The organism is Streptomyces sp. NPDC017246 (assembly GCF_044331325.1).
Lineage (GTDB): Bacteria > Actinomycetota > Actinomycetes > Streptomycetales > Streptomycetaceae > Streptomyces.
On the sequence record NZ_JBIRMW010000008.1, the window covers coordinates 236,630 to 253,551 of the forward strand.

A 16,922-nucleotide genomic window follows, 5' to 3' on the forward strand; every position below is an offset into this window, starting at 1 on the left:
GCAGTACCGCTCTGACCTGGGGTCTATCCCTCAGGGAGGGGTCTCACTCGGCCTCGGACGTCCCGTCCGGGGCCGTTTGCGTGCGCGCTGCGTGAGCGGACGGGGCGGCAGCCCCCGAAATTTCCCCCAACCGATCAGCATCATTCGGCACGGCGCGAGGGGCGCGCGCACGCGGGACGAGGCGGGCAGCGGCCTCGGCGATCGCAAGATCCGCCTCGGGGAGCAGGCTCGTGTACGTGTCCGCCGTGATGGTGATCGAGGAGTGGCCGAGCATCTCCTGGATGTCCTTCAGGTCGGCGCCGGCCGCGTGGGCGAGGGTCGCCGCGCCGTGGCGCAGGTCGTGGAGGCGGACCGGCGGGAGGCCGATCTCCTCGTACAGCTCGATGAAGCGGCGGGTGACGTTGGCCGGGTGGAGCAGCTCCCCGTTCTCGCGCGTGAAGACGCGGCCGGTCTCCACCCAGGCGGTCCCCCACTCCTCACGCTCCTCGTCCTGCCGAGCCCGGTGCCGGCGCAGGACCTCGACCGTGTCGGCGTCCAGGGCGATGGTGCGCGCGCCCGCGTCGGTCTTGGGGTCGTCCTCGTAGACCTCCCAGCCGTCGACGACGAGCTGCTTGGCGACGGTGATGAGGCCGGCGTCGAGGTGGGTGTCGGTCCACTTCTGCCCGCACGCCTCGCCGCGTCGGAGCCCGCGGAACGCGATGAGGTGGAAGAGGGCGTACAGCCGGTCGTCCGCCGCGTGGTCGAGGAACTGGCCGGTGTGTTCCGGCGTCCAGACCATGACCGGTGAGGGCCGTTCGCCCGTGCGCTGCCAGTGCAGGACGCGCTCCTGGGTCCAGACCTGCGCCTTGGGGCGCTTGCCCGCCTCCAGCTCGACGTGCGCGGCCGGGTTGAAGGTGATCAGCTGCTGCGCGATCGCGGAGTTCAGGGCCGCGCGCAGGGTGGAACGGACTCGCTGCCGCGTGGCCGGGCCGACGATCCGGCGATACGGCTCCATCTCGGCGATGGCCGCCTTCATCGCCTTCCGCCGGGCGCGCGGCTCGCGGCCCTTCCACGGAATCCGGGCCAGTTCTTCCACCGCCTTGCGCCGAGCGGCGTTGCCTTCGGCTATCTCGACATTGGCCTCGGCGATGGCCTCGAACATCTCGGAGAGGTGGGAGACACGAAGGCGGTCGAGCCGCAGGTGCCCGATCCGCGGCTTGAGGTGGACGCGGATGTTGCTCTCGTCGCGACTGATGGCGCTCTGGCGCCCCTTCTTACCGGCCAGCCACATGTCCAGCCAGTCGCCGACGGTGAGCCGGCTGGTGAGGTCCAGACCGTGGCTGAGACGGCGCCGGGTCGCCTCGATGTTTGGCAGCGGCGCCTTCTCCGTGGCCACCGTCTCCAGGAGGTGGGCGATCTGGGCCAGCCCCTCGGGGTCGTCGGACTCGGCGAGCCCCAGGAGAGCGCGCACGTGGTCGAGGTCGGCCTGGGCTTCCTTGAGGGTCTCGTAGCCGGCGCGGCTGAAGGAGCGTCGGGTGCCGTCCTCGCGGGGCGGGAGCTCCTGGCGGATCGAGTAGGAGCCATGCTTGCGGGTCGAGAGCTTGGGGCAGTTCTTGCCGAGCGGCTTGCCAGTCTTGGGGTCACGGCAGTAGCAGCGGCGGTGGGTGGAGCCCTTCAAAGGCGTTCCTCCGGGGTGGGGTCGGATTCGGGTTCGCGCGGGTCGACGTCGTTCAGTGCGGGTGGCAGGTCGGGTGGGGTGGCGCCCTCTTCGCGGAGTTCGCGGCGGAGGTGGCGGAGTCTGTACTTGGCGGAGATGGCCTGCTCCGCGTAGGCGGCCTGCTTGCGTTCGGCCTCCTCCCGCTGGGCGCGGCTGGTGGCCTGCTTGGCCGCGAAGCGGGCGTTCTCCTCCTCTTCGAGGGCGGCGAGTGCGGTGCGGGCGAGGCTGGCGTGGTGTTCGAAGTCGGGGACGAGGCCGGCGTCGTGTCCGGGTACTTCTGCCTCACCGGTGAAGCGCCGCAGGGCGTCCCAGGTGGGCACGAGCCTCTGGAAGGGGAGTTCCTGGGTCTCCTCGACGTAGCCGACGGGGAAGATCAGGTGGGCCGGATAGGTCTCCAGGGCGGCGGCCAGGACGATGACGTCCACCAGCGGGAGGACGGCGCGACGGCCGGACTCCATGTTGGCGATCACGTTCCGCGGGATGGGATGCCCCAGCTCCTCGCAGCGGTCCGCCAGGTCCTGTGCGCTCCACCCCATCTCCTTCCTTCTCCGCCGGACTTCTCCGGCCACGTTGGCCTTGACCCGGTCCACCCACTCGGGGAAGTCGTCCGCTTCATCGCCCATATCGCGTTGCGTCATGCAGACACATTAGCTTCCCCATCATGGTTCTTGTTGGCCTGGAGCCGGACATGAGAGCCGTGTTCGCCGAGGGCTGTGACGAGAGGGGGCGCCGCGTGCGCGACGACATCACGGAAACCGGCCCGAAGGGCATGAGCCGGGAGGAGCTGCTGGCCCTACCGGTAGCCGTTGACCTGGACACGGGCAACCGCGCGTTAGGTCTCGGGCGGAGCAAGGGCTACGAGCTGGCGAAGCGGGGCGAGTACCCGCGCAGGGTTCTGCGGCTGGGAAACGCGTACCGCGTGGTGACGGCCGATCTGCTCAGCCTGTTGGGGCTGGCCGCTTGAGAGCGGAGAAAGGTAGCAGACGGTTCTGCGCTGAGCTGACACAGAATCGCTGGACTGTCGCCGGGGGTGGACGTACGGTTCGTGGTCCCTCGCCGGGCCTGCTGCCCGCGAGAAGGAGAAGGGCCCCCGGCGGTGCGACGCCGGAGGCCCGAGCAACCCCGAACGGCCCTGGAAGAACCAACCCGGCGGCAAGGGCGTGCGAGCCCGCCACCACCAGACGAGGAGCTGCCCCGTGGAACACCCCGAAACCCAGCCCTATTCCGCCCCCGACAAGCCCGAGTGGCCGCCGACCGCCCTCCCTGGCAAGCCCGGTGAGTACACCGGTCGACTTTCTGCCGCCGACGTCATCGAGGACGTACGGGAGGCCGAGCCCGCGGAGGAGAAGGCCCCCGAGCCGACCGTCGGATCGGCCCTTCTAGACGAACTGCGTCGCCAGATGGCGAAGTTCGTGATCCTCCCCTCGCCGGAGGCGCTGGACGCCGTCACGCTGTGGGTGGCGGCCACCCACCTGCAGACGGCCTGGCAGCACGCCCCGCGCCTCGCGGTGGTCGGCCCCGCGAAGCGCTGCGGCAAGTCCCGCCTGCTGGACGTGGTCACCGAGACCGTCCACGACCCGCTGATCACGGTTAACGCCTCGGCCGCCGCCGTGTTCCGGTCGATCACGGAGAACCCGCCGACGCTGCTGGTCGACGAGGCCGACACCCTCTTCGGGTCCGCGAAGGTGGCGGAGAAGAACGAGGAGATGCGCGGCCTGCTCAACGCCGGCCACCAGCGCAACCGCCCGACCCTGCGGGTCTCCGGCCCGAACCACGAGGTGTCGAAGTTCCCGACCTTCGCCATGGCCGCCCTCGCCGGGATCGGGGACCTGCCCGACACAATCATGGACCGGTCGGTCGTGATCCGGATGCGGCGCCGCAGGCCGGGCGAGAAGGTCGCCGAGTTCCGCACCGTACGGGACACCCCCGCCCTGCACGCCGTACGGGACCAGCTCGTGGCCTGGCTCGCCCCGCTGCACGCCACCGCGATGGACCTCACCCCAGTGATGCCGGTAGAGGACCGGGCCGCCGACACCTGGGAGCCGCTGGTCGCCGTCGCCGACCTCGCTGGCGGCGCCTGGCCCGAGGCCGCGCGTGCCGCCTGCCTGGCGATGACCAGGCACGAGGCCGAGCAGGACCAGGACAACAGCGCCCCCTGAACCTCCGGCTCCTGGCCGACATCCGCCGCGCCTTCGCCGCCGAAGGGAATCCGGCCCTGCTCCGTACCGGCCGCCTGCTCGGCATCCTCAACGAGGACACCGAGTCGCCCTGGCCGGAGTACAAGGACAAGGGCCTGACCGCACGCGGCCTGCAGCTCCTGCTGAAGGACTACGGGATCAGCGCGTCAAGCCACCGTTTCCCCGACGGCTTCCAGGCCAGGGGCTTCGCGCGTGAGCAGTTCGCCGACGCCTGGAACCGGTACTGCCCCGAGCCCGCACCGGCCACCGAGCTGCTGCTCCTGCCAGCACCCACGACCGGCGCCTGACCCGCCACGACCCGTCCCGACCCGTCGCCGTGCAGGTCAGGGCCGGGACGGGTCATCTGCCCGTGACGGGTCGACCCGATGCCGCCGCACCGACCCGTACCCGCCCTGACCAGGCACGCGACGGGTCGCGACAGGTCACCCGCCACGCTCCCCGTCGAGCCCGGCGGTCACGCCCTTACCCACCTGGAGACCACCCCCTTGCACTTCCCTGCCCCAAGCACCCCGGCAGCGATACGCAGCATCCGCGCCCGCATCGCGCGGCTCACCTCGACCACCGAGGGCCAGGCCCTCAAACAGAAAGGCGATCCTGACGACGCTCGCCGAGCACCCGCACCCACTGGGAGTCGGCGCGTGACCCGCACAGGACGCATCCTCCTCGTCCTCGGCCTGGTGGCCGTCGTCCTCATGGCCTTCCGGGTCTCATGGAACGCCCTGTCCGACGTGGCCCGCGCCATCGGCGCCGACTCCACCGCCGCCTTTCTCTACCCGATCGTGGTCGACGGGCTCATGGCCCTCGCGCTGATCGCCACGCTCGTGCTGACCGGCATCGACCGGAAGTTCGCGCTGCGGGTCCTGGCGACCTACACGATCGCCAGCCTCCTGCTGAACTACGTGCACGGCCTCGTACCGGCCCTCCACACCGACTCGATCCAGTGGGGCCGACTGACCGACTTGAACTACGCGAACTGGGCCCTCGTGCTGCTGGCGACCTCGCTCCCGGTCGGGTCGATCTACTTCGGGTCGGACCTCGTGGCCAAGGTGCTGCACCACAACACCGAGTCGGCCGACTCCCCCGAAACGGCCTCTACCCAGTCGGCCGGCGAACAGGTCCCGCAGTCGACGCCTGACCGGGCCGAATCGGTTCCCGAGCAGCTGACCGAGTCGACTCCCGTGAAGGCCACCGAGGCACCCGACCTGCGGTCGGCCAAGGGAGACAAGTCGGCCCCCGCGGCCCGGCCTCCCCGGTCGGCCACCGTGGCGGAGTCGACCGGAGTCGCCCGCCGTCGAGCGACCGGCCAGGTCCCCGCCACCAAGTCGACTACCGACCACACCGGCATCACGCCCGAACTCCTCGACCGGGCCCGACTCCTGACCGTCGACTGGCCCGACGACCAGCTCACCGCCGTGGGACTGCGTACCGAGCTACGGATCGGCCAGAAGCCCTCCCGACTCCTGCGCGACCAACTGCAGGCCGACCGCACCCGTCAAGTCCAACCCGTCACGGTCAACGCCTTCGAAGCCGGGTCACTCGACGAAGCCGCCTCCCCCGCGCGCACCGTCTGACCTCGCCCTTCGGCGCATCCCGTGTCCCCGTGCAACCGAGCACGGGGACACGGGGGCCTCACACAGCCAAGCACCCAGCACCCCACGGAGAACCGATCCATGCACGACCCTCACCGCGAACTCCCCACCACTCAGGAGGAGACGATCAGCAGCCTCAACCGCGCAGCAAGTTGTCGGGTAAGGAGTCCTTACCCGGCCTCCGCCCCAGGGGAGGCGGAGGCATCCGGCGCCGAGGGGGCACCGGGGTCGGCCGGCCCGGGGGAGCCGACTCGGGGAGAAGCCCCACAACCGCCCACGCCGCGCCGCCGCCTTCGCGAATCCACGCTGCGCGAAAAGCGCGTCCACCCCCGCTACAGCGACGACGAGTTCGCCCTCCTCGCGAAAGCCGCCGCCCTCAGCCGCATGCCTGTCGGTGGCTATGTCGCCGAGACCTCGCTGGCCGCCGCCCGTGCGGATGATCCCACCGCCGCGGTGGCCGACTACCGGGCCATGGTCAAGGCGCTGATGGCGGCCAACGGGCAGCTCGGCAAGATCGGCGGCAACCTCAACCAGCTCGCATGGCATCTCAACAAGGACGGCGCGTGGCCCGCACTGGACCTCGTGCAAAGGCTGCTGGACCGGGTCGAAGCGTCGATCGCCGATGTGGACGTGGCCGTCGCTCAGGTGACCTCAGGGCGGTGAGCACGTGATTCCGAAGATCATCCTTGGCAAGAGTGCTCGCGCCACCCGTCGCCTCATCGGCTACCTGTACGGACCGGGCAGCGCCAACGAGCACGCCGACCCGCACCTGGTCGCGTCCTGGAACGGCTTCGCACCCGACCCCGGACGCAGCCCCCACCGCAACCCCAGGGACGTCGAGGACCAGCTCGCCGCACAGCTCGACCAGCCCGTGAAGATGCTCGGCGACAAGGCCCCGACGACCACGGTGTGGCACTGCCCGGTCCGGGCCGCGCCCGAGGACCCGATCCTGTCCGACGCCGACTGGGCGGACATCGCCCGCCGGATCGTGGCCGCCGCCGGCATCGCCCCCGAAGGCGACGAGGAAGCCTGCCGCTGGGTGGCGGTCCGCCACGCTGACGACCACATCCACATCGCCGCCACCCTCGTACGCCAGGACGGCCGCCGCCCCCGCCGCGACCACGACATCCGCGCCGTCCAGCGCGAAGCCCGAAAGATCGAAGCCGACCTCGGCCTGCGCCGCCTCAACCCCGGAGACGGCACCGCCGCCAAACGCCCCACCAGCAAGGAACACTTCAAGGCCAAGCGCCAGGGCCAGGACACCACGACCCGCGAGATCCTGCGCATACGCGTCCGCCAAGCAGTGGCCGCCGCCTCCACCGAGACCGAGTTCTTCGCCCTGCTGGAGGCGACCGGCGTGAACGTGCGCCCCAAGATCGGCCCGTCCGGCGACGTCCTCGGCTACAGCGTCGCCCTGCCCGGCGACCTCAACAAGCACGGCGAGCCGGTGTGGTTCTCAGGCTCCACCCTCGCCGGCGACCTCTCCCTGCCCAAGATCCGCCACCGCCTCACCGACACCAGCCCCGAACCGGCCACCGCCCGGCCGGCCGACCCGTGGCACCAGGCCACCGCCGCCATCGAACGCATCCCGGACCACCTCACCCACGGAGACGACCACATCGCTCAAGGCCAGCTCGTCGCCCTCGGCGGAACCCTCGACCTACTGCCCCTCACCGCACCAGCCGCCGCGAGGAGCGAGCTCGAACGGGCCGCCGCCCTCTTCGAGCGCGCCACCCGCTCCCGCATCACCGCCGACCTCGACAGCTCCCGCGTCCTGCGCCGCAGCGTCCAGACGATCCTTCGCACCCCCGCTGCTGCAGGAGACGGGGCCGGGCTGGCGATGCTCCTGGACGCAGCGCTCATCGCCGTGGCGTTCGCAAGGCACTGGCACCGCACGCACCAGCACGCCCAGCAGCAGGCGGCAGCCGAGCAGGCCCTCGTCCACCTCCAGACCGCCTACGCACACGTCGCCGCCCCGGTCCTGAACGACCTCGCCCGCCGCGCCCCCGGTATCCAGACCAAGCAGCGTTACGCCCGCCACCTCCAGCAGGCCGTCCCCGAGCACGCCGATCGCATCCTGAAGGACCCCGCCTGGGACGCCCTCGCCACCGTTCTCGCCGACGCGGAGACAGCCGGCCACAACCCGTCCACCCTCCTCGACCAAGCCCTCGGCCAACGCGCTCTCGATGACGCCCGCAACCCAGCGCGTGCCCTGACCTGGCGCATCCACCGCCTCGGGCAACGCCACGCACCCGGCCCCCTCGCCCAGGCAGCCATGGCCCGCAGCACCACACGGCTCCCTGCCACCCCGGTCCACCCGCCAGCGGCCAGACCGACCGCCGTACAGCAGCCGCAGGTGCGGCGGCGTTGACCGACCCTCGTGTTCCCCGAGGGAACAGGGAAAGCGTTCCCTCGGGGAACACCCAATGCCGCGAAGTTAGGCGTTATCAGTGCAGGTCAACCGGGTTCCCGGGATTGATGATTCTGGGCTCTACGGTGCTGGGGCGCCGGTAGGCAGGAACGGTCCGAGAAGGCCGTTCCGAGGTCGAGGTTCTCTTGCACTGCAAGCCTGTTACCAGCGTCGTTGCCCCTGCCGCCTCCGTCGCCGACGGGGTTTTCGCCCCCGGTCACCTGGGCGGGCTCACTGCGTGCATACCGTTCGATCTCGTCGACGCGGTGCTGGCGGAGACCGGAACGGTGCAGCGTCGGCTGCGGGCGCTGCCCTCGCGGGTCGGTGTGTACTTCCTGCTGGCGCTGGGACTCTTCCCGCACCTGGGCTATGCCAAGGTCTGGAGCAAGCTCGTCTCCGGCCTGGGTGGAGATAGGGCACCCGCCCCCTCGGAGAAGGCTCTGCGTGACCTGCGACGGCGCCTTGGGCCCGCTCCGATGAAGGCTCTCTTCGACGTGGTGGCCGGCCCCTTGGCCCAACCGCGGACGCCCGGGACGCGGTACCGGCGATGGCGCACCGTAGCGTTCGACGGCTGTAGTTCCTTCAAGGTGCCTGACCTGGAGCGCAACCGTGGGTGGCTGGGCAGGCCCCGGCTGCGGCTGGGGTGGGGCGGGTACCCCACGCTGCGGCTGATGACGCTGATCGAGACCGGAAGCCGCGGGCTGCTGGGAGCCGCCTTCGGGCCGAAGACCCGTGGTGAGTCCCACTACGCCAGGCAGCTGCTGCGCCGGCTGCGGCCGGACATGCTGGTCCTGGCCGACCGCGGGTTCGACGATGGCAGGCTGCTGACTGAGATCGCCGAGACCGGAGCTCAGTTCTTGGTCCGCCTCACCTCCAGCCGCCGTCTCGCGGCTACGGACCGGTTGCCGGACGGGTCCTATCTGACTCGCATCCGCACGCTGACGGTCCGCGTCATCGAGGCCGACGTACGTGCGACCTGCGCCGACGGCACCACGCTGCGGGAGGGCTACCGACTGGTCACCACGTTGCTGGACTACGACGTGGACCCCGCGCCGGCCCTGGTCGAGCTCTACCGCGAACGCTGGGAAATCGAGACGGCCTACTACGCCTTACGCCACACCATGCTGGAGGGACGGGTGCTGCGGTCGGGGGACCCCCACGGTGTTGAGCAGGAAATGTGGGCGCTGTTGACGCTCTACCAGGTCCTGCGGACCGTCATGGTCGACGCCGTCGAGTCGGTGCCCGGCACCGATCCCGACCGGGCCAGCTTCACCGTCGCCGTGGAGGCGGCCCGCGACCAAGTCGTCGGCGCGCGCGAGGTCCTGGAAAGCGACGGTGGCCTCGTCGGCGGCATCGGACGGGCACTGCTTGCCCACCTCCTGCCCGCCCGACGCCCCCGAATCAGCTCCCGGAAGGTCAAGGCGCCACTGTCCCGGTACGCCAGGACCGAGGACGGAAGGCCACTGGCCAGCACGGACATCAGATCCGTCACCATCACCGTCCACGCCGTACGCCCCCTCACCCCCGCCTTCGTCTCCCGCCGTCACCCCTACCCTCGTCCGCCCCGGCCGGTCGTCCTGCGACCGCCCTCCTACGTCGAGCGTGCCTTCGCCTTCCTCAGACGCCACCCAGGGCGTCCCTGGAGCGCGAAGGACCTCGCGCTGGCCCTGGCCGTGGAGAACGTCGACAGCTTCCGCGTCGTGGCAGCACGATGGGCGCGAGAGGGCCTGATCAGGAGAGCCCACGACGGTGGATACGTCCTCGTGGACGATGCCGCGTACGTACCCTCGGAGGCTCCCGCATTGCCAGCGGTGGACCCGAGGCTCTCCCGAATCGAGGCCACCCTGATCGTCCTGCGGTCCCGGCCCGGATACGCCTGGCGTCCCGACGAGGTCGCACCGGCCCTCGGCATCACGAACATCGCGAGCTTCAGGGTGCAGATGGCGTACTGGGCACGACAGGGGCGGGTCACCAGGAGCAGCAGAGGCCGCTACACCTCTCAGTCGGCTGAAAACCCCTTGACCTCGTCCGACACCGCCTAACTTCGCGGCATTGGGGGAACACCCGATTCGTTCCCTCTGGGAACGGGCGCGTCCCGCCGAGGCAGACCAGTAATCCTTGTGCGTTTGCACGGCCGACTCCCGTATCGTCGCCAGGGTGACCGACGCGAACGTGGCGGACAGGACGCACCTCCCCACAGACGATCTTGCCGAGCTGATCCGGGCATACGACATCGGCGAAGTGCTGGACCGACAGCACCTGGCCGATGGCCTCATGAACGTGAACTGGCGGCTGGACACCCGGGCCGGGAGGTTCGCCCTCAAGCGGGTCACGGACGTGCCGCTCGATCGACTGCGTCGCAACCTCTCGGTCCTTCCCGTCCTGGCTTCGTACGGCGTCCCCGTATGTGCCCCGCTCCCCACCGTCCACGGCGATGTGATCGCCGAGGTCGGCGGTGGCGTCTACTGCCTGTTTTCCTGGTCGGCCGGGGAACACGTTCGCGGAACCGGCCTGTCGCAGGCGCAGACGGCCGAGCTCGGTGCCCACCTCGCGCGACTCCATGCGGCACTCGGCCGTGCCGTCGAGGAGGCCGGGATGCCCACCGTGCCAGCGTCGGTCACCGCTGATGTGACCGAGGTCGGCCGAGCCGTCCAGAAGGCGGACTGGCTTGCTGCAGCCGTGTCGGCCCGGGGTGCGGGTGACGCTTTCGACAGGGCTGCCGGTACGGCCCTTGAAGAGCGGAAGATCCTCCTCGACAAGCACGCCCACCTGCGCCCCGAGGGAGATGTCCCCGCTGGGCCGCACGGCTGGACCCACGGTGACTTCCAGTACCGGAACCTCCTCTGGGCGGACGGTGAGCTGGTCGCCGTTCTGGACTGGGACCGGCTCGGCGTCCGCCCGTACGCGGAGGAAGTCGTCCGAACGGCGCAGGTGCAGTTCGGGGTGGACGGTGTCTTCGACCTGGAGCGGGTGACGGCGTTCGTGGCCGGCTACCGGTCGGTGATCCCGTTGCAGCCGGCCGACCTGGCCGACGCCGCGCGCCGCCTGTGGTGGAAGCGGATGACGGACTTCTGGCAGCTCGAGTTCCACTACGACCGGGGCGACCGCTCCTGCGACGAGCTGTTCCTCGCCGACGAGGCGCTCCTTCACTGGTGGACGGAGCGGCTCGACGTGGTGGAGCAGGCGTTCGCCGGGTCTGCCTAGATCCCCAGCTCCCGGAGCTCGGGCAGGCACGACCGTGTGAACGTGACCGCCCGGCGCCGGGCCCTCATGCCAAGCGCCTCGTGGTCCGCCTCCCGGATCGCGCGCGCCCACGTCTCGGGGCCGACTGTGCTCGGCAGGACGATTCCGGCGTCGCCGATGGCTTCGGGGATGCCTCCCCGGTCGGTCCCGATGCTCGGGACGCCGTGGAGCGCGGCCTCGACGATCACGCGGGGGAAGGCATCTTCCACGGTGGACGGGACCAGCAGCAGGCGATGGCTGCGGTACAGAGGCCCCATGTCGTACACGCGGGGCACGTACGTCACGTTCGGGTAAGCGGCGAAGTCGGCGGCCGTGTCCCACCAGCCTTCGACCAAGGTGAAGTGCTGTTCCGGCATGATCCGGATGAGCTGGTGCAGTAGCTCGGATCCCTTGGCGGGGATGGGGTTGATCATGAGGACGGACGCGGTGCGGGCCTCGCCCGAGCCCTCCCCGGGCAGCGCAAACGGTGGGTACATCACGGCGAGGTGGGTGCCAGGCGCGTGGGGTGCGCGTGCCCGGACGAAATCCGACACGGCGAGGCCGTAGTGGGGTCGGCCGGCGAGGACCCCCAGGCCGGTGGCGGAAACGGAGTGCAGGAGGCTGGCGACGAGCGCGGTCGGTCTGGCCTGCGCGGCGAGCTGCGCCGAGCCTTCCTGCGAGGTGAACACGACATCGGGGCTGAGGTCTGCCAGGAGGCTGCCCAGCGCGTGCTCCACGTTGTTCTGCATGAACGCCGCGCACTCGACCCCGTTCCACCGGTAGCGCAGGGTGCCGTCCGCCTCGTCGTACGCGACGCGATGCCTGTCGAGGTGGGCGTGCATGCCGGGGAGCTGGGTGGCTCCGTCCCAGGGCGCCTCGTGTGAGCCGAGGTAGGTGACGTGCCAGCCGGCGGCGGCAAGTTCCTCGGCGAGGAGCTGCTGGGTGACCTCGGCGCCGCCGATGAGGAACGGGGGCGGGGTGCGGCGCCAGGCGAACAGGGCGGTGGGCATCTTCCTTCACCTCGCCCAGAAGGTGACGAGGGCTTCCACGGCTTGGGCCACATCGTCCGGGCCTGCGTCGGCGGCCAGGACCGTGAGCTCTCGCGTCGCGGGCCGACGGGGCGTGTGGACGAAGTAGTCGCGGGCGTGGCGGAGGAAGCCCGGCTCGTGGAGGAAGTACTCGGACTCGGCGGCGGTGTGGCCGGCGGTCTTGCGGCGGAGGTGGAGCGTCTCCGCCGGTACGTCGAGGTAGAGGGTGTGGTCGGGGCACAGGAAGGAAAGCGTCTTGAGGCGGTCGCGGAGCTGGTGGTGGACGCCATACCCGAACAGGGCGTCCAGGGCGTACGCGTGGGCGAGGAGGGTGTCCACGGAGCGGTCGAGGATGACGAGCTGCCTGCCGCTCGCGGCGGCTTCGGCGACGCGGGTCGCCTCGATCTCCATGAACCTCTCGAAGGCGGCGAGTTGGGCAGCCGCCGAGTCGGTACGGGCCGGAGGGATATCGTCGCGGTGGGCGATGTGCTTGACGTAGCAGTCGGAGACGAACGCCCGCGAGCCGAGGGCGGTCTGGCGGAGGTGGCGTATCGCCGTGGACTTGCCTGCGTAGGAGGGTCCCTCCAGGGCGATGATCAGCACGTCGACTCCTCCATCCTGTAGAAGCGTTCGGCGTAGAGGCCGGGCCCGTCGACGAGGTCGGCCGCCGTGGTGAAGGCGTGCCGGATCGGCCGGTACATCTTCCGCGCTGGGTGCATCTGCGAGCCGTGCATCCGCAGGACGGTGACCTTGTCCAGGACGACGTCGGTGATGTCGACCAGCTCGGGCCGCATCGTCGCCCCCGTACGTGTACGGAACAGGTGCTGGTCGCAGCCGGCGAGCGCGTACGTGGACCAGAAGGCCAGGTCCTCCCAGAACCAGGTGCAGCCGAGGCGGACGGCCGCCTCGTGGACGAGGAGGTGGTCGGGGTGGCGGGTGACGGCGGCGGGCGCGAGGAGTTCGGCGCCGGGGTGGGCCGCGGCGACCCGACCGAGCTCCTCGGTGACCTGGTCAAGTACCTGTGGGTCGTAGGGACGGTATGGCGGCTCGGCGTCCTTGTGGCCGAGGAGGTGTCGGCGGGTGGCGAACGGCGCGAGCGCGGCGGCACCCTCCCGGTCGCGCAGCTCGGACACGGTGTCGACGTCGGCGTACGTGACCTCCAGGGCGGGGTGCACGCTCCGGGACCGGGTGAAAACGGTGGCCACGGTCAGCGGTCGGGGGCGGGCGAGGAAGGTTCCGGAGGCGGAGAGGGCGAAGTCGTCGTGGTGGGGCTCGATAACGAGGACCGGGCGGCCGACGGGGGTGCGCGCCTCGATGTAGTACGGGACGCGGGTGTGGGGTGCGGTCACCTCCAGGACGTTGTGGTCGTGGTTCCGGTGGCGGGCGGCGAGCTGCCGGGTGTGCGTCTGGTGGGCACGGTGGAGGTCGTCGGGGAAGGTGTAGATGCCGTGCCCGTCCGGCACCGGCAGGTCGACCAGGGGCTGGGGCTGCACAGGAGTCTCCTTCGTCATCGCACGGTCGTCTCGTACCAGTGGCGCCACATGCGGGGCGACCGGAGGCGCAGGCGGGCGGTCACGGGGTTCTGCCACCAGAGCATCCGCAGGCTCGACCACTGGTCGTAGCGGCGGGTCGACGGGCGCACGCGCAGCTCGTCGAGGATGGTCACGGGCCGGTCGGTGGCCTGGCCGTGGGCGGTGAGGCGGGCGAAGAACTCCACGTCCTCGCTCATGAACAGGTCGTCCCGGTACCCACCGATGTGGTGGAAGGCGTCGGCGGTGCAGAACTGGTTGACGCCCTGGGCCCCGCCGCGCCGGGTGCGGTAGTGGTCCCAGTAGGCGCACAGCAGGCGGGCGCCGAGCCGTTCCGGGGTGTAGAGCGGCGGGATGGCGCCACCGACGGCCCCGGCGTCCATAACGGCAGCAGCAGCGGTGACCGCCTCCAGGGGCAGAGCCACGTCCGCGTCGGTGAAGAAGAGCCGGCCGCTGCGGGCAGCTGCCGCTCCTGTTGCGGACCCGGCCGATGTTGCGGACGGACTCGGTGACGACTCGGACACCGAAGGAGGAGGCCATGTCGGCGGTGGCGTCGGTACTGGCGTTGTCGACGACGATCACCTCTCCCGTACGGCCGGTGATCTCTTCCCAGCGGGTGAGTGAGGCGAGAACGGAGGGCAGGTAGCGGGGCAGGTAGGCGACCTCGTTGAAGGCCGGGATCACTACCGACAGGGCGGGGGTGCTCATCAGCGCGTCCTTTCCGGGTGGCGCGTACGGAAGAGGTGCGGGGTCCGCCGGCTGAGGTCGTCCAGGCGACGGGACCACAAGGCGCGGTCGTCGCCAGGGGAGAAATGCGCCCAGGAGCGCAGGGTGTGGAAGACGACCCAGGCGCCCAGCAGGTGGTGATCGAGGGCAAGGGGGTAGGCGTCGGTGACCGTGCGGGCCCGGAGGGTCGAGAGGGCGTCGGTCATGACGAGGGTCTGGGCGACGTCGGATTCGCGGGGACCGGCTGCGGCGTCGGTGAAGTCGACCAGGTGGCGGATGGCTCGGGGGCCGGTGATCACGACGTTGTCGCCGTGCAGGTCGCCGTGGCACCACACGGGCGCCGTGTGGGCGGCGTCGGCGATGGCGGCCAGCGCGGGCGCGATGCGGTCGAGGCTGCTGGGCGGGCAGCGGCGGCCCAGTGAGGTGACCTGCTCGTGGAGGGGCCGGCGCGGGGCCCACGGCCGGACGGGTGCCCGGTGCAGGCGGCCGAGCAGGCCGGCCAGGTCTTTCAGAGCTCGCTCGTCGGAGATCCGGCCGGAGCGCATGGCGCTTCCGAGGGTGAGCGAGCCGAGGTCGGCGGTGACGAGGGCGGTCGCCTCGTGGCCTGGAACGTGCCCATATCCGATGAGGGCCGGTACGGGGACGTGGTCGGCCACGGCCCGGATGGCGGCGCTCTCCGTGATCGCGTTGCGGCGTGCGGTCGCCGCGTACAGCTTGATCACGACACTGCGTCCGTCGGCCAGGCCCGCCCGGTACACGACGGTGCGCGTACGTGTGGACAGCCGGCGGGCGGTGCGGGCCGGTACCCCGGTCAGGGCGAGGGCGGCACGCGAGACAACGGCCGGGACTGCCCCAGTCACCGCACACCCGCCGGTTCCACGCCGACGGCACCCAGACGCCGGACGTGACGCATGGCCCCTTCCAGGTGCCGTCGGTATTCGACGACTTCCTCCGTGACGGAGCAGTCGGCCTGCCACGGCTTCTCGGCGCCGACGAAGTGCACGAGGGCGGCGGCCGGATCGGGCTTCGGTGACCGCGTGACGACCCGGCGTACCCAGTTCCCGCGCTCCAGGAATCGGCCGACCTCGAACCGGTTGAAACCGCCGGCCACCGGGCGCACCCGGCCGGAGCGCAGCAGCCACAGGTTCAGGGCGTCCTGGTCGTTGTGGAGGATGTGGCGCCGGGCGTGGATCAGGGCCTGCTCGACGCCTCGGCGGATGCGGGGCATGTGGTCGGTGTGGGTCCAGAGCACGCCCGCGTTGAAGTACGGGCGTCCGCGCAGATGGGGCCAGCGCTCGGCGGCTCCTGGCAGCGCCGGGCACTCGCCGACGGCCGGGTTGAACTCGTCCCGCACCGCGCCGGTCTCGTCCGACGTCAGGGAGCCGAGCGGCTCGCTCACGTCTCCGCGTACGAGCACGTCGGCGTCCACGTAGATCAGGTAGGGACGGCGCACGAAGCTCGGCGTGAACTCGAACCTCAGATAGGTGGTAACGGTGATGTACGAGGCGTCTGCCATGCGCGAGGAGCGCAGAGGGGCGCATCGACGGAGGTCGAAGGAGCCGAAGCCGGCCCGCTTGGCGAGGTCGGCGAGGAGGAGGGCCTGCGACGGGGCCAGGTCGAGGGTGAGCACCCGTACGGCAGCTTCGCGGCGGGCCGCCGGGGTGAGGCTGTCGGCCAGGCCGGCGAGGGCGGCGAGGCCGGGGACGAGGTACTGCTGGTCGATGCAGAGGCCGAACGCGTACACGGCGACTTCGCCTTTCGGGCGTGGTGCACGGGCGTGACGGAAGGTCCGCAGCGAGCGCGGTCGCTCACGGCGTGTCCGTGGCTTCGGAGCGGGCGAGGATTTCGAGGCTGTCGGGGTCGTCGGTCTCCCAGTGGGGGCCACCGCCGGTCGGCGGCCGCAGCACCCACACGGTGCCGCCGGCGCGGACGTCGGTGACGACCGCCCGCCGTCCGCCGCCGTCCCGAACGAGGTCGCCGACCCAGGCGCGCCGGGCGCTCACGAGCCGTCCTCCCCGTACGTGCCCGTCTGCGTGAACCAGCCGGAGGCCGCGTCCGCGATGTCGCGGCGACGACGGACCTGGCCGGGGGTTCGACGGGTCGGGGTACCGCTCGACGCGTCCGCGAGGAACCCTCCCCGGTCGCGGAGGAGAACTCCGAGAGTCGCGAACTGGGCGGCGTCGGCGGCGACATGCGTCAGGCCGCTGACGACGACACCGCGGATCATTCCGGCGGACAGGGCGGCCGTGACGGCCTGCCAGCCCGGCCGCTCCATGAGCGGCAGCGACGGGGCAGGGTCGGACCAGACGCCGGCGACGTGCCAGTGCCGGGCGTCGGCGTAGTAGCGCCCACGCTCCTCGCTCTCACCGAGGGCGGTGGAGGTGGTGGCGCAGGAGTAGACGGCGACGGGTACGTGCCCGAGGCCGCCGGGCGGGTTGGTCGGCATACCCACAAGGCTGCTGGGCTGCGGAGTCGGGGCCCAGGCACGGCCCGTCGCAGTGGAGAGACTCCGTATCCGGTCGGA

At 71.1% G+C, this 16,922-nt stretch carries 16 protein-coding genes and 2 pseudogenes; 7 read left to right on the forward strand and 11 right to left on the reverse strand.

Features of this window, described 5'->3' with window-relative positions:
- Positions 1 to 43 precede the first annotated feature (43 nt).
- Positions 44 to 1,657: a tyrosine recombinase XerC gene (xerC, locus tag ACH4MY_RS20725; protein WP_398005053.1), complete on the reverse strand. Its 1,614-nt coding sequence runs from the start codon at positions 1,655 to 1,657 to the stop codon at positions 44 to 46.
- Positions 1,654 to 2,319, reverse strand: a complete 666-nt coding sequence (locus tag ACH4MY_RS20730; protein WP_398005307.1) for a helix-turn-helix domain-containing protein — start codon at positions 2,317 to 2,319, stop codon at positions 1,654 to 1,656. Before ACH4MY_RS20730 ends, xerC begins: the two co-directional genes overlap by 4 nt.
- Positions 2,320 to 2,465: 146 nt before the next feature.
- Here ACH4MY_RS20730 and ACH4MY_RS20735 point away from each other — a divergent pair, with 146 nt between their 5' ends.
- The 7 genes and pseudogenes from ACH4MY_RS20735 (at position 2,466) to ACH4MY_RS20765 (ending at position 11,097) form a co-directional block, all read left to right on the forward strand.
- The gene (locus ACH4MY_RS20735; protein WP_398005308.1) at positions 2,466 to 2,660 is read left to right on the forward strand and encodes a hypothetical protein; all 195 of its coding nucleotides are present in this window, start codon (positions 2,466 to 2,468) and stop codon (positions 2,658 to 2,660) included.
- Between the two features lie 436 nt (positions 2,661 to 3,096).
- Positions 3,097 to 4,181: pseudogene (locus ACH4MY_RS20740) on the forward strand (DUF3631 domain-containing protein).
- Positions 4,182 to 4,532: 351 nt separating this feature from the next.
- Complete coding sequence (locus ACH4MY_RS20745) at positions 4,533 to 5,465, forward strand: DUF2637 domain-containing protein (RefSeq protein ID WP_398005055.1); 933 nt, start codon at positions 4,533 to 4,535, stop codon at positions 5,463 to 5,465.
- Between the two features lie 99 nt (positions 5,466 to 5,564).
- The gene (locus tag ACH4MY_RS20750; RefSeq protein WP_398005057.1) at positions 5,565 to 6,146 is read left to right on the forward strand and encodes a plasmid mobilization protein; all 582 of its coding nucleotides are present in this window, start codon (positions 5,565 to 5,567) and stop codon (positions 6,144 to 6,146) included.
- A 4-nt stretch (positions 6,147 to 6,150) separates the two neighbouring features.
- Entirely contained in the window at positions 6,151 to 7,854 is a 1,704-nt protein-coding gene (locus tag ACH4MY_RS20755; protein WP_398005059.1) for a mobilization protein, read from the forward strand.
- Between the two features lie 185 nt (positions 7,855 to 8,039).
- Entirely contained in the window at positions 8,040 to 9,935 is a 1,896-nt protein-coding gene (locus ACH4MY_RS20760; RefSeq protein WP_398005061.1) for an IS4 family transposase, read from the forward strand.
- A 76-nt stretch (positions 9,936 to 10,011) separates the two neighbouring features.
- Entirely contained in the window at positions 10,012 to 11,097 is a 1,086-nt protein-coding gene (locus ACH4MY_RS20765; RefSeq protein WP_398005063.1) for a phosphotransferase, read from the forward strand.
- Here the strand turns inward: ACH4MY_RS20765 and ACH4MY_RS20770 are convergent.
- From ACH4MY_RS20770 to ACH4MY_RS20810, 9 genes and pseudogenes are all read right to left on the reverse strand, one after another.
- Entirely contained in the window at positions 11,094 to 12,125 is a 1,032-nt protein-coding gene (locus ACH4MY_RS20770) for a glycosyltransferase (RefSeq protein WP_398005065.1), read from the reverse strand. The two genes, ACH4MY_RS20765 and ACH4MY_RS20770, sit on opposite strands and share 4 nt — an antisense overlap.
- A gap of 6 nt (positions 12,126 to 12,131) precedes the next feature.
- Positions 12,132 to 12,746 carry an AAA family ATPase gene (locus tag ACH4MY_RS20775; protein ID WP_398005067.1) on the reverse strand — a complete coding sequence of 205 codons (615 nt, stop codon included), beginning with the start codon at positions 12,744 to 12,746 and terminating at the stop codon, positions 12,132 to 12,134.
- The gene (locus tag ACH4MY_RS20780) at positions 12,740 to 13,654 is read right to left on the reverse strand and encodes a PIG-L deacetylase family protein (RefSeq protein WP_398005309.1); all 915 of its coding nucleotides are present in this window, start codon (positions 13,652 to 13,654) and stop codon (positions 12,740 to 12,742) included. The genes ACH4MY_RS20775 and ACH4MY_RS20780 overlap by 7 nt, the downstream gene beginning before the upstream one ends.
- Entirely contained in the window at positions 13,651 to 14,097 is a 447-nt protein-coding gene (locus tag ACH4MY_RS20785; RefSeq protein ID WP_398005315.1) for a hypothetical protein, read from the reverse strand. The genes ACH4MY_RS20780 and ACH4MY_RS20785 overlap by 4 nt, the downstream gene beginning before the upstream one ends.
- Positions 14,098 to 14,203: 106 nt before the next feature.
- A pseudogene (locus tag ACH4MY_RS20790) lies at positions 14,204 to 14,380 on the reverse strand (glycosyltransferase family 2 protein); the annotation flags it as partial.
- Entirely contained in the window at positions 14,380 to 15,258 is an 879-nt protein-coding gene (locus ACH4MY_RS20795; protein ID WP_398005069.1) for a phosphotransferase, read from the reverse strand. The pseudogene ACH4MY_RS20790 and the gene ACH4MY_RS20795, both read right to left, overlap by 1 nt.
- Positions 15,255 to 16,142 (reverse strand): glycosyltransferase family 8 protein, encoded by an 888-nt coding sequence (locus ACH4MY_RS20800; protein ID WP_398005071.1) that lies wholly within the window; start codon positions 16,140 to 16,142, stop codon positions 15,255 to 15,257. The genes ACH4MY_RS20795 and ACH4MY_RS20800 overlap by 4 nt, the downstream gene beginning before the upstream one ends.
- Before the next feature lie 64 nt (positions 16,143 to 16,206).
- Complete coding sequence (locus ACH4MY_RS20805; RefSeq protein ID WP_398005073.1) at positions 16,207 to 16,401, reverse strand: hypothetical protein; 195 nt, start codon at positions 16,399 to 16,401, stop codon at positions 16,207 to 16,209.
- On the reverse strand, positions 16,398 to 16,844 hold the full coding sequence (locus tag ACH4MY_RS20810) for a recombinase family protein (protein WP_398005075.1): 447 nt from the start codon (positions 16,842 to 16,844) through the stop codon (positions 16,398 to 16,400). The genes ACH4MY_RS20805 and ACH4MY_RS20810 overlap by 4 nt, the downstream gene beginning before the upstream one ends.
- Positions 16,845 to 16,922 lie beyond the last annotated feature (78 nt).

Bases quoted from the DNA above. Each gene is read 5' to 3' on its own strand.
- ACH4MY_RS20750 (WP_398005057.1), top strand. From the start codon at position 5,565: ATGCACGACCCTCACCGCGAACTCCCCACCACTCAGGAGGAGACGATC.
- ACH4MY_RS20770 (WP_398005065.1), bottom strand. From the start codon at position 12,125: ATGCCCACCGCCCTGTTCGCCTGGCGCCGCACCCCGCCCCCGTTCCTC.
- ACH4MY_RS20735 (WP_398005308.1), top strand. From the start codon at position 2,466: ATGAGCCGGGAGGAGCTGCTGGCCCTACCGGTAGCCGTTGACCTGGAC.
- ACH4MY_RS20730 (WP_398005307.1), bottom strand. From the start codon at position 2,319: ATGGGCGATGAAGCGGACGACTTCCCCGAGTGGGTGGACCGGGTCAAG.
- ACH4MY_RS20780 (WP_398005309.1), bottom strand. From the start codon at position 13,654: ATGACGAAGGAGACTCCTGTGCAGCCCCAGCCCCTGGTCGACCTGCCG.
- ACH4MY_RS20810 (WP_398005075.1), bottom strand. From the start codon at position 16,844: ATGCCGACCAACCCGCCCGGCGGCCTCGGGCACGTACCCGTCGCCGTC.